We start from the raw sequence: 12,119 nt of genomic DNA, 5'->3' as shown, positions 1-12,119 counted from the left end.
CCGATACTCCGGATTAAGGAATTGAAAAAACATAATTAAAAATGAGATGGAAAAAGCATTTTACATTCGGTAAAACCGGGGCGTGAAATGCTTTTTTTGTGCAACATAAAAGTTTTGCCGCATCGGTCTTTGGGTAAAAGGAAATAGTAGTTATTGAAAAGGAGGATGTGCGCTTGAAACTTACACCGGAACAAAGAATTCAGCTGCATGGCTTTAATAATTTAACGAAGTCACTCAGCTTCAATATGTATGATGTGTGTTATACAAGAACGAAAGAAGAGCGTGAAGCATATATCGCCTATATAGACGAACAATATAATTCGGATAGGCTGACGAATATTTTGGAAACGGTATCGGATATTATTGGAGCGCATGTGCTTAATATTGCAAAGCAGGATTATGAGCCGCAGGGTGCCAGCGTTACTTTGCTCGTATCGGAAGGGCCGGTAATTGGCGGACCCAATGAGTCGTTTGAAGAATCGCCGGGTCCCTTGCCTGATTCCGTAGTGATGCATTTGGATAAAAGCCATATAACGGTTCATACGTATCCGGAGTATCATCCGAACGAAGGGATAAGCACGTTCCGCGCAGATATTGATGTATCGACCTGCGGCGAGATCTCACCGCTTAAAGCGCTGAACTATCTGATCCATTCATTTGATACCGATATTATGACACTGGATTATCGTGTGAGAGGTTTCACGCGCGACATTAATGGTTATAAACTTTTTATTGATCATGATATTAACTCGATTCAGAACTACATACCGAAGAAGGAATCTCTTTTGTATGACATGATCGACGTTAATATTTATCAAGAAAATGTGTTTCATACCAAATGCAAGCTGAAGCAATTTGATTTGAACAACTATTTGTTCGGCTATACGAAGGATTCGTTGTCAACCATAGAGCAAGAGGAAATTACGAGAAGATTAAAGACCGAGATGGATGAAATCTTTTATGGAAAAAATATAAGGAGCTGATTTTCTCATGTCTAAATCGTCATCACAAAAAAATATTAACCCGCCGCAGCACCAAAACCGTCAACCGGGCATTGAATCCGAGATGAAGCCGCTGCCGATTTTTGAATCGGATTCATATAAAGCGGCAGGCAAGCTGAAAGGGAAGACAGCTATTATTACGGGTGGAGATAGCGGCATTGGCCGCGCGGTAGCCGTTGCTTTTGCCAAAGAGGGCGCGGATTTAGCGATCGTATATTTGAATGAGCATGGCGATGCAGAGAAGACGAAGGAAGTTGTAGAGAAAGCTGGCGTGAAATGTTTGCTTATTGCTGGCGACGTCGGCGAAGAGGATTTTTGCAAAAGTGTCATCGAGCAGACGATTAAGGAGTATGGCAAGCTGGATATTTTGGTGAATAACGCAGCAGAGCAGCATGTGCAGCAGAAGCTTGAGGATATTACGTCGGATCAGCTGGTGGCTACGTTCCGAACGAATGTGTTCAGCATGTTCTATTTGACGATCGTCGCTTTGCCGCACTTGAAGGCATCCAGCTCCATTATCAATACGGCATCTATAACGGCATACAAAGGCAATCCGACGTTAATTGATTACTCCGCTACAAAAGGAGCAATCGTTTCCTTTACGCGCGCATTGTCAGTAAATTTGGCTGAGCAAGGCATTCGTGTTAACGGTGTAGCTCCCGGACCGATCTGGACGCCGCTTATTCCAGCGACATTCGATGAGCAGTCCGTAGCCACTTTTGGCTCAGATACACCGATGAAACGACCAGGACAGCCGCATGAGTTAGCAGCTGCCTATGTCTACCTAGCTTGTGATGATTCCAGTTATATGTCAGGCCAGATGCTGCATATTAACGGCGGAGAAGTTGTAAACGGGTAAAGTAGGTATTACAAGAAACCATGCTGCTTCGCATAATTTCCCCAGTGCGGCTGTCTGCCATCGACGTCGGTTATGCCGAACTCATCAGACAGCTGCCAGCTCGGGAATACTTGTCCGGATCTTTCAAGCAAATCGCTGCTTGCTGCAAGAGCTGCGATTCCGCGTCCAACAAAATATGGCGTTTCCGATTGGCTGAAATGCTCGGCATCTGGCTTGCCGCCATGCACAGCATCAAGCCACGTTTCTTCCGTTACTTCAAAATGCTCAAGCATTTCCTCAGAACGAAGGAAGCCGGGGGTTACAGCAACAGCCGTTACTTCATGGGGCTTAAGGTCAGCTGCCATTGCCGCGGCAAGATGTATAGGCGAAATTTTGGCCAAGCTATAAAACAAGCTTCCGCGATAACGGTAATCGATTCCGTCCGTTACTTCAATAATTAGTCCCTTTCTCCGTTTCACCAGCAATGGAGCCCCATAATGACTCGTAATGAGATGAGCTTTTACGGCACGTTCTTGCATTAGCAGGCCCTTGCTTAACGAATGCTCCCAAAATGGCTTTCCCCATTCTGTTAATTTTTCTCCTCCCCAAATGTTATTGACCAGCACATCCAGTTGTCCATTTTGCTCCTTGTTGATTTTCTCGAACAAAGCCTGAACGTCCGCTTCAACTGTATGGTCCACTCTAACCGGGATGCCCACGCCTCCTCGTGCAGTGACCAATTCGGCTGTTTCTTCAATCGTTTCCGCTCTGTTCAAATCGGAGGCTTGGCCGCGAATGCTTCTTCCTGTGCAGTAAACGGTGGCTCCTGCTTCTCCAAGACTTACTGCAATACCGCGTCCAGCTCCTCGTGTAGCTCCAGCAACGACTGCGATTTTTCCCTCTAATGGTTTCATTGTATCTCTCCATTCCGATTTCTATGGTTTACTCTTTGTCAGTTTAGCAAACGATATACGACAGCTACTGTCATATATTCATGCTACAATGAAAAAAACGAATGAGAACGGCACAGGAGGCCTAGCATATGAGAGCAGGACGGTTAATTGCCATCCTATTATTGATGCAAAACAGCGGGAAATTGACGTCAAAAGAACTTGCGGAAAAGCTGGAGGTATCCGAGCGTACCATCATTCGTGATATGGAGTCGCTTAGTGAAGCGGGCATTCCGGTTTATGCGGAGAGGGGAGTGCACGGAGGATGGGTTTTATCCGAGGGGTATCGAACCAATCTAACGGGTATGCATGCGGATGAATTAGTGTCTGTTATTGTGGGCAGTCCATCTTCTTTGCTGAGCGATCTAGGAATTGCGAGTCATTATGAAGCGGCTGTTCAAAAAATACTGGCTGCCTCTCCTGCTGAAGTGAGCAAAGGGGCAGCTCTTATGAAGCAAAAGATTCATATTGATGGAGCGGGCTGGCATCAGATGGAAGAGTTAATGCCATTCTTGTCGATTGTGCAGGAAGCCGTTTGGGAAGAACGATTATTGAAGATTCGCTATCATCGCGAGGACGGTATCGCCGAGCGAATCGTCTCTCCGCTTGGACTCGTTGCTAAGCGCAACGTTTGGTATTTGATTGGCGAAGTGAACGGGGAGAAACGGACCTACCGAATCTCAAGATTATTGGATGCCCTTATGCTGGAGGAGCGTTTCGAACGCCCAGCAGACTTTGATCTGGCTCAGTACTGGGAACAGTCCATGGGTGAATTTAAGCAGAGACTGCCGCAATATCCAGCTGTTATTACTTTTCATGATACGGTGCTCTCTCGGCTATCCAAAGAACGATATGTGAAAATCGTAGAAAGCAGCCCTTCGCTGAAAACGAGTTGGTCATCGGCGCGAGTTGAATTTCAAGGATTGGAATCGGCGTGCGAAATTATTTTAAGTTATGGTTCACGAATAGAAGCGGTTGAGCCTGCAGAGCTGCGGCAAAAAGTGATGGCTGAGGCAATGGCCATCAACCGTCTATATATCGAATTGTAAAAAAAGAGGATGCCCGACGATGGGCTTCCTCTTTTTTGGCGTGTCACGATACTTATTAAGGCATTACAACGGCAGGTCTCGTTTGCTGAAAGTGAGGATACCCGCCATAAAGCCAGCAAGACCGATCAAGAAGAGTATGACCAAAGCGAGTACCGGGTCGCTGCTGCCGCTTGCGATTTCGCTTGGCCTATATAATGAAAAGAGGGAGAAATACTTTAACCAGTTTATATTCGCGCTTATTTTGCCGAGCATATCGAGTCCGAACATGCCGAATGTAATGACCCCTGAGATGCCTAGTGCTTTCTTTTCATCGCTAGAGAAGGCAGAGATGAAGAAGGAAATTCCCCCTACTGCAAAAAATAACATCCATGCAATCACATTCAATAAAATGAAGCGGGAACCGTCAAATTCGTATCGATCACCGATAAACAAGACATAGCCAATAAAACCTGCAGCTGTCGTAACGATCATAATCAGCAGCAGCCCAGCGATGAGCACACTCGCTTGCGTTGCGGCGATACGCTGTCGAGACGTCGGTGTGGACAGCAGATAAGCCATGGAGCCTTGATCCACCAGCCTTGCCATTAGGCCCGTCGACAGCATGATGCTGAAAATAGAGAGCAGGAGAGGCAAAATGAGTCCGTAATACTCTCCCGAGATGAAGGCCTCCATGCTGCCGAAGCCGGCTTGGACGCCGAAAGCATTCATAAGCCCTTCGGGCAGAGCCGACATAAGCTCGTTAAGTGCTCCTGTGTTTTGCGCGATGCCGGGAYACAGCCAAAACATGAGCAAAATGTAGAAGGCCGAGCCGAAGGCGTAGTTGCTTATTCCTTTAAGATTGATCTTCATCATTTGTTTGAAAAGGGGAGCATTCATCAGACGAGCTCCTTCCGGTCATAATAGTGCATGAATACGTCCTCAAGATTTTGTGCGGTGATATCGAGGCTGCGAATAGGGTATTTGGCCGTCTCTCGAATCAGCTCGTTATAATTGCCCTGCACGGCGACTGTGACCCGTCTGCCATCGTGTGATTCGATAGGCACTGTGCCCGATAACACGAACAGATGAGCATCTGTGGCTTGCTCGAAAACAATCTCAACCAGCTTGCGCTGCATGGACTGAAGCTCATGTATGTTTTTGACGGTCATCACTTTCCCGTCCTTTATTATGGCGGCGCGGTCGCAGGTTCGCTCGATTTCGGTAAAGCTATGGGAAGACATCAGAAAGGTCGTTCCTTTCGCCTTCTCTTCGAGAACAAGCTCAATAAATGTCTGCTGCATGAGAGGATCGAGACCGGAGGTAGGTTCATCGAGAATGATTAATTCGGGATCATGCATGAATGCGGCGACAATTCCGACTTTTTGCTTCATGCCTTTGGACATCTTCCGAATCGGCGTGTTGACGTCGAATTGCAGCCGTTCAATTAGGCTCCGGCGCTTGGCTGAGCTGTCCATTCTCTGCATAGAGGAGAGAAATTCAAGAAAAGCTTTTCCTGTCATTCCTTCGATAAAAGCGATTTCCCCAGGCAAATAGCCAACAAACTTCTGCACGGTTCCTTGTTTCGCCCAGGTATCGAGTCCCTTTATGGATACGCGTCCATGATCCGGCTTCATAAAACCCATGATGTGACGAATAGTCGTCGATTTGCCTGCACCATTWGGCCCCAAAAAACCGAACACTTCACCTTTGTTTACCGTGAATGACACATCTGTAATGCCGCGGCCATTCCGAAAAAGCTTAGTCAGCCCCTTAACGATTAACATATTCCGCTGCACCCCGCATTTATAATTATGAAATTATTTTATTATTTGATTTCATTATTTATGATAATTTCGTTAGGATTAGAAGTCAATGGGTTATGAAATATAGATGTGCTATAATTTCATTAAATTAAAATAGACGTGATTGCAGGAGGCAGTATGAACGGTTTCGAGAGAAGGAAGGAATTAATCAAGGAGAAGATTAAGAAGACGGTTTTAGACATGCTCAAGACGTGGGAGCCCAAAAAAATACGAATCGCGGATATTGCAGCGGAAGCTGAAGTATCTCAAGTGACGATTTACAATTATTTCGGCAGTAAGGAAGCACTGCTTAGCGAGGTATTCAAACAATTTATTGATAAGAGCATTACCGATTTTGAAACATTCATTCAAGGTGATCACTCTTTAAAGGAGATCATTCAATATATCGTGTTTGTAGATAAGAAAGCTTATCGCGCCTTTACTCCTGAATTTTTCACACAGTTCCTGATTGATGACGAAACGAATCAATATATTGAAGAGCTTTATCGAACAAAGGGAATGCCGCTCGTCGTACAATTTGTAGAAGAAGGGAAAAGGAAGGGCGAGATCTCGAAGAAGGTATCGACTCCGACCATTATCGCTTATATCAATATGCTAAAAGAGCAATCCCACATGTTCCTAGATTTGGCGAAGCAAAGCGAACAAGTAGATGATTTTCTTGATGAGTTTATTCATCTCTTCTTTTATGGTATTTGCAGCTCTGGACCAGAGTCTAATTCGTAGGTCCATGTTATTTGACTATGGGCTTGTATATTCGATACAATTTAGGCTGCAGCATGTTTGTACATAGAGGTATTAATGAAGGGAGAATACGAGATCATGAGTGGATTTGAACATCATTTAGATACGTATGCAGAGTTGATTGTAAAAATTGGAGTGAACGTACAGCAGGGCCAAGAGGTATTCGTTACAGGAGCTGTCGATCAAGCAGCACTCGTTAGACTTGTAGCCGGCAAAGCCTATGAAGCAGGCGCGAGCAACGTCCATGTGGAGTGGACTGACGATTCATTGTCCAGATTAAAATATGAGCAAGCAGCAGACGAAGTATTTGCACGTTACCCCGAATGGGAAACGGCAAAACGCAACTCGTTTGTGGAACGCGGAGCAGCGTTTATCTCCATCGTTTCATCAAGCCCAGATTTGCTGAAAGGCATCGATTCAGGACGTATTTCCAGCTTCCAGAAAGCTTCTGGCCAAGGCTTGCAGGAGTTCCGCAGAGCCATTCAATCGGATAAAGTAAGCTGGACAGTAGTTGCGGCAGCGAGCAAGCAATGGGCAGCGAAGGTATTCCCGGAAGCAGGGGAAGAGGAAGCGGCCCAAAAGCTGTGGACAGCTATTTTTGAATCGGTTCGTTTGCATGCTGAGAACCCTGTCAAAGCGTGGGAAGAGCATAATGCGAATCTTCACAGCAAGGGCGAGACGCTCAACCAGAACCGTTTTCATAAATTGCATTATACGGCTCCTGGCACGGATCTTACGATTGAATTGCCGGAGAAGCATATTTGGGTCGCTGCAGGCAGCACGAACATTAACAACATTCCTTTCATGGCGAATATRCCGACCGAGGAAGTGTTTACAGTTCCGCTAAAAACAGGCGCAAACGGTTATGTATCCAGTACGAAGCCGCTAAGCTATGGCGGCAACATTATCGATCGTTTCAAGCTGACGTTTGAAGCCGGACGTATTGTGAAGGTAGAGGCTGAAGAAGGCCAAGACATTCTGCAGAAGCTTGTAGACATTGACGATGGCGCGCATTACCTAGGCGAGGTTGCACTCGTTCCGCATGAGTCACCGATTTCACAGTCGAACATCTTGTTCTATAATACGTTGTTTGATGAGAATGCATCTAATCACCTGGCAATCGGCAGCGGTTATGCTTTCAATATCGAGGGCGGCAAGTCGATGTCACCAGAAGAGCTTGCTGAGAATGGCGTAAATGCCAGCATCACGCATAATGATTTTATGATCGGCTCAGCTGAAATGGATATCGATGGCATCACGAAGGATGGAAAGGTTGTCCCTATCTTCCGTAAAGGAAATTGGGCAATTTAATTAGGGTTAGCAAATAAAGAGCTATCTGGAAGAGGCGAATGCTTCTTTTGGGTAGCTTTTTTCTGATTTATGGGTTCTTTTACATAAATAAGACAACTTCCCAGATGGCTATATGACAAATGTCATGCCATCGTATTGACGTTTATGACTACAATGACCTGACAGTTTTCTTTACAATAAAGTTAGAATACTGCGTTAGACGTCCGGGATACTCTCCAAGCGTCATATTGAGGAGGAAAATGCGATGACAGAGCTTAAACATGCTCACTTGAAAAAAGAAGTTGCCCCATTTGAGAAAACGGATTTAAAGTCGAGTATCAGACAGCTTATTAACACCTTAGTGCCACTCGTTCTGCTCTGGTATGCCTCTTACTATAGTCTTTCCATATCGTACTGGCTTACTGCTCCGTTGGTGGTGCTTACTTCTGGTTTCGTCATTCGTACCTTCATCATCTTTCATGACTGCTGTCACGGATCGTTTTTCAAAAGCAAAAAAGCAAACGATATCATAGGTACAATTACAGGCGTTATTACGCTTGTCCCTTATAGACAGTGGAAAAATTCACATTCTATCCATCATGCAACAAGCAGCAACCTCGATAAACGGGGCGTTGGCGATTTGTGGATTTTAACGGTGGAAGAATACGCAGCAGCGCCGCTTATGCGCCGGTTTGCCTATCGTATGTATCGTCATCCGCTAGTTATGTTTGGACTTGGTCCAATCGGTGTTTTTCTTATTCAATACCGCTTTAATGTTAAAGGTGCTAGACGCAAGGAACGGATGAACACTTATTTAACAAATGCTTTGATCGTAGGCTCTTACGCGCTTCTGATCTGGGCAATCGGTTGGCAAGCATTCCTGCTTGTTCAAGGTCCTGTGTTTTTTGTATCGGGTCTGCTCGGCATATGGTTGTTTTATGTACAGCATCAATTTGAGGATTCTTATTTTGAGAATGAAGACGAGTGGAGTTATGTGAAAGCTGCCGTTGACGGAAGCTCTTACTACAAGCTGCCTAAAGTGCTGCAATGGATTACAGGCAACATCGGCTTCCACCACGTTCATCATTTGAGCCCAAAGGTTCCGAACTATAACTTGGAAAAAGCGCATAATGCAACGCCGCCGCTTCACAAAGCGACGACGATTACGATCAGCGAAAGCTTAGAATCGCTCCAGTTCCGTCTTTGGGATGAATCAGACAAAAAATTTGTCAGCTTCAAAGGGATCAAGCATCGTCTTCGTAAAGCAAAAGCATCATCTGAGAAAATAAAAGCGACACAAGCAAGCTTGAAATTTAAATAACTCCATTTAAACATACACCAGAAGCCACGCCCTTACAGGCTGGCTTCTAGTGCATATAGCATCAAGGAAAATAAATACTTGAAATGTTGTATATGCTAAAATGATTATAAAATAATCATAACCATCGTATGGCATGGGAAAAAGGATGGACGACCATGAACAAGTGGTATCAGATTTTTCAGAAAAACACAGGTCTAAGCCCATATGTTTGGGTCGTCTTCTGTATTTTGCCTTTTTATTTTATTTTTCGATCGTCTTCCCCTTATGAAGCCGTATCCGGTATCATCATGATTATTTTATTTTTTATTTGTTACCGGCTATCGTTTGTGTCTAAGGGCTGGCTAGTGTATTTCTGGACCAGTGTGCAAATTATTATATCGATTGCGATGACCTTATTGTTCAGTTATGTTTATTTTTCGATATTTCTAGCTTTTTTTATCGGACATATTCAGAATCGAGCTGGATTTTTTACTTTGTATACGATTCATATTGTCAGTACGTTCGTAACGGTGAATTACGGATTTGCTACACAGAACACGTTGTTTTTTACACAGTTTCCGTTCATACTCATCAGTCTCATCGTCGTTATTCTGCTTCCCTTCAACACGTACAACAAAAACAAGCAGGGGCAGCTCGAAGGGCAGCTTGAGGACGCGAATAAGCGGATATCGGAACTTGTAAAGCTTGAGGAGAGGCAGCGAATCGCACGTGATTTGCATGATACACTGGGACAGAAGCTGTCGCTAATCGGTTTGAAGAGTGACCTCGCCGGCAAGCTGATGGTTAAGAACCCAGCGCAAGCCCAAGCGGAAATCAATGATGTTCGCCAGACGGCGAGAACCGCGCTTAAAGAAGTGCGGGAAATGGTTACACAGATGCGCGGGACGAGAATTGAGGATGAAATGTTTCGGGTAAAGCAGATTTTGAAGGCAGCCGAAATTGAATTCGAGCTCGTGGGAGAATTGAAGCTTGGTACTGCGAATTTGCTCACTGAAAATGTTCTCAGCATGTGTTTGAAGGAAGCGGTAACGAATGTTGTCAAGCACAGCGGAGCAACGACGTGCACCGTAACGATCCAATCATCGCGTACAGAGCTGTCACTGAAGGTGCAGGACAATGGTGTAGGAATTCCTGAGGAAGCTAGAAACTGCGGAGGCCATGGTCTTCAAGGCATGAAGGAGCGTCTTGAGTTCGTGAATGGAAGCCTAGATATCATTTCGAATGATGGTGCGACGCTCATTATTAAGGTGCCAAACGTTATTAAACAAATGTAATGATAAGCTGAAAAGGGAATTGAGGGATAATATGATCAGAATCGTCATTGCCGAGGATCAGCGTATGCTGCTGGGCGCCCTCGCTTCCTTGCTTGACTTGGAAGAGGATATGAAGGTCGTCGGAAGAGCAAGCAATGGAGAAGATGCCATAAGTCTTGTGCATGAGCATAAGCCTGATATTTGCATTATGGATATTGAAATGCCGGCCAAGACAGGGCTTGATGCTGCTGAGGAGCTGAAGGGACAGGGCTGCAAGGTCATTATTTTGACGACATTTGCAAGATCCGGTTACTTTGAGCGTGCTCTCAAAGCGGGAGTTAGCGGCTATTTGCTTAAGGACAGCCCAAGCGAGGAGCTTGCCAATTCGATTCGCAGCGTCATGGCTGGACGACGGATCTTCGCATCGGAGCTTGTAGATGAGGCATACGGACAAGAAAATCCGTTAACAGAGCGCGAGAAGGAAGTGCTTGTGCTCGTAGCAGATGGGAAAAACACGAAGGAAATTGCAAGCGAGCTGTTTATTACGACGGGTACCGTTCGCAACTATATATCTGTCATTCTTGATAAGCTTGACGTCAGCAACCGCATCGAGGCGATTACTCGGTTTAAAGAAAAGGGCTGGTTCAAATAATGTACCGGTACAAGAGCACCGAAGTGAAAATATGATGCGTTATTGAGCGGAGCTATTCGATCTCAACGGCGCTTTTTTTGTTTTCAAGAGTTAAAGGAACGGGTATTGGAGAGAGTACTAGGGAAGGGAGTTAATGGGATGAGTTATACAAATTTGACACTTCATACAGATAAGTACCAAATAAATATGATGTACGCGCATTGGCTGCAAGGAAGCAAAGATGAGAGGGTCGTATTTGAGGCGTATTTCCGCAAGCTTCCCTTTAATAACGGCTTTGCTGTATTCGCAGGTTTGGAGAGAATTGTGGAATACATTCAATCGCTTCATTTCGGAGAAGAGGAAATTACATATTTGCGTACGCAAGAAGAGAACTACAAAGAGGAGTTTCTTGATGAGCTGCGCAGCTTTCGGTTTACAGGCAATATTTATTCGGTAGAGGAAGGAACGCTCGTTTTTGCGAATGAACCATTGTTCTGCGTTGAGGCACGCGTATTTGAAGCACAGCTCATAGAAACGGCTATCCTCAATATGATGAACTATCAGACGTTGATCGCGACAAAGGCTGCTCGAATTAAGCAGGTTGCTCCAGATGACGTATTGCTTGAGTTCGGAACGAGGCGTGCGCAAGAGGCAGATGCAGCGGTTTGGGGAGCAAGAGCTACTTATATTGCGGGCTTCCATGCGACGTCTAATATGAGGGCTGGCATGCTGTTTGGCATTCCTGCCAAAGGCACGCATGCTCATTCTTGGGTGCAGGGGCATGATACGGAGGAGGAAGCATTTCGAGCTTATGCGGAATCGCTGCCTGACTATGTAACTCTACTGGTAGATACGTACAACACGCTCAAAAGCGGAGTTCCCAACGCGATTAAGATCGCCCATATGCTAGAGAGCCAGGGTAAACGAATGAATGCGATCCGCCTTGATAGCGGCGATTTGGCGTATTTATCACAAATGGCGCGGAAAATGCTCGATGAAGCTGGCCTGCCTTATGTGAATATCGTTGCCTCCAGTGACTTGGACGAAGCTATTATTTCTAACCTAAAGTCGCAAGGCGCAAAGATTGATGTATGGGGTATCGGTACGAAGCTGATTACCGCAGCGGATCAGCCTTCACTCGGTGGTGTGTACAAGCTTGTCGCGCGCGAGAAAAACGGGAGCTACGAGCCTGTTATCAAAATTTCAGCTAATCCAGAGAAGATATCCACACCGGGGTTCATGC

General features: G+C 45.3%; 12 protein-coding genes. 9 read left to right on the top strand and 3 right to left on the bottom strand.

Features of this window, described 5'->3' with window-relative positions; translation table 11 throughout:
• The first annotated feature begins 173 nt into the window (after positions 1–173).
• Both speD and AC1DSE_RS19710 read left to right on the top strand, forming a co-directional pair.
• Positions 174–983 (top strand): adenosylmethionine decarboxylase, encoded by an 810-nt coding sequence (gene speD, locus AC1DSE_RS19715; RefSeq protein WP_076271701.1) that lies wholly within the window; start codon positions 174–176, stop codon positions 981–983.
• Positions 984–990: 7 nt separating this feature from the next.
• Entirely contained in the window at positions 991–1,860 is an 870-nt protein-coding gene (locus tag AC1DSE_RS19710) for an SDR family oxidoreductase (protein ID WP_441877528.1), read from the top strand.
• An 8-nt stretch (positions 1,861–1,868) separates the two neighbouring features.
• Here AC1DSE_RS19710 and AC1DSE_RS19705 read toward each other — a convergent pair whose 3' ends face one another.
• A complete protein-coding gene (locus AC1DSE_RS19705; RefSeq protein WP_477528067.1) occupies positions 1,869–2,753 on the bottom strand; it encodes an SDR family oxidoreductase in 885 nt (294 codons plus the stop codon).
• A 128-nt stretch (positions 2,754–2,881) separates the two neighbouring features.
• On the opposite strand from AC1DSE_RS19705, the gene AC1DSE_RS19700 reads away from it, so the two are divergent.
• Positions 2,882–3,838 (top strand): helix-turn-helix transcriptional regulator, encoded by a 957-nt coding sequence (locus tag AC1DSE_RS19700; RefSeq protein ID WP_477512505.1) that lies wholly within the window; start codon positions 2,882–2,884, stop codon positions 3,836–3,838.
• A gap of 63 nt (positions 3,839–3,901) precedes the next feature.
• Here AC1DSE_RS19700 and AC1DSE_RS19695 read toward each other — a convergent pair whose 3' ends face one another.
• Complete coding sequence (locus AC1DSE_RS19695) at positions 3,902–4,714, bottom strand: ABC transporter permease subunit (RefSeq protein ID WP_477528066.1); 813 nt, start codon at positions 4,712–4,714, stop codon at positions 3,902–3,904.
• On the bottom strand, positions 4,714–5,601 hold the full coding sequence (locus tag AC1DSE_RS19690) for an ABC transporter ATP-binding protein (protein ID WP_477512503.1): 888 nt from the start codon (positions 5,599–5,601) through the stop codon (positions 4,714–4,716). Before AC1DSE_RS19690 ends, AC1DSE_RS19695 begins: the two co-directional genes overlap by 1 nt.
• Positions 5,602–5,757: 156 nt before the next feature.
• Here AC1DSE_RS19690 and AC1DSE_RS19685 point away from each other — a divergent pair, with 156 nt between their 5' ends.
• The 6 genes from AC1DSE_RS19685 to AC1DSE_RS19660 form a co-directional block, all read left to right on the top strand.
• Positions 5,758–6,363, top strand: a complete 606-nt coding sequence (locus AC1DSE_RS19685; protein ID WP_477512502.1) for a TetR/AcrR family transcriptional regulator — start codon at positions 5,758–5,760, stop codon at positions 6,361–6,363.
• A 96-nt stretch (positions 6,364–6,459) separates the two neighbouring features.
• Positions 6,460–7,692, top strand: a complete 1,233-nt coding sequence (locus AC1DSE_RS19680; RefSeq protein ID WP_477528065.1) for an aminopeptidase — start codon at positions 6,460–6,462, stop codon at positions 7,690–7,692.
• Positions 7,693–7,936: 244 nt separating this feature from the next.
• Positions 7,937–8,992, top strand: coding sequence for a Delta(5) desaturase DesA (gene desA / locus AC1DSE_RS19675; protein ID WP_441877510.1), 1,056 nt, complete (start codon positions 7,937–7,939; stop codon positions 8,990–8,992).
• 155 nt (positions 8,993–9,147) lie between these two features.
• Complete coding sequence (locus tag AC1DSE_RS19670) at positions 9,148–10,266, top strand: sensor histidine kinase (protein WP_477512500.1); 1,119 nt, start codon at positions 9,148–9,150, stop codon at positions 10,264–10,266.
• Positions 10,267–10,297: 31 nt separating this feature from the next.
• Positions 10,298–10,897 carry a response regulator gene (locus AC1DSE_RS19665; protein ID WP_441877504.1) on the top strand — a complete coding sequence of 200 codons (600 nt, stop codon included), beginning with the start codon at positions 10,298–10,300 and terminating at the stop codon, positions 10,895–10,897.
• A gap of 138 nt (positions 10,898–11,035) precedes the next feature.
• Positions 11,036–12,119, top strand: a 1,084-nt coding sequence (locus tag AC1DSE_RS19660) for a nicotinate phosphoribosyltransferase (RefSeq protein ID WP_477528064.1), incomplete at its 3' end; no start/stop codon positions are given.

This window comes from Paenibacillus sp. 01L418 (assembly GCF_056400045.1).
Note: the sequence above shows the minus strand (reverse complement) of the source record. Positions and strands in the feature narration are given on the sequence as shown.

Bases quoted from the DNA above. Each gene is read 5' to 3' on its own strand.
- desA (WP_441877510.1), top strand. From the start codon at position 7,937: ATGACAGAGCTTAAACATGCTCACTTGAAAAAAGAAGTTGCCCCATTT.
- AC1DSE_RS19685 (WP_477512502.1), top strand. From the start codon at position 5,758: ATGAACGGTTTCGAGAGAAGGAAGGAATTAATCAAGGAGAAGATTAAG.
- AC1DSE_RS19665 (WP_441877504.1), top strand. From the start codon at position 10,298: ATGATCAGAATCGTCATTGCCGAGGATCAGCGTATGCTGCTGGGCGCC.
- AC1DSE_RS19705 (WP_477528067.1), bottom strand. From the start codon at position 2,753: ATGAAACCATTAGAGGGAAAAATCGCAGTCGTTGCTGGAGCTACACGA.
- AC1DSE_RS19710 (WP_441877528.1), top strand. From the start codon at position 991: ATGTCTAAATCGTCATCACAAAAAAATATTAACCCGCCGCAGCACCAA.
- AC1DSE_RS19700 (WP_477512505.1), top strand. From the start codon at position 2,882: ATGAGAGCAGGACGGTTAATTGCCATCCTATTATTGATGCAAAACAGC.
- AC1DSE_RS19670 (WP_477512500.1), top strand. From the start codon at position 9,148: ATGAACAAGTGGTATCAGATTTTTCAGAAAAACACAGGTCTAAGCCCA.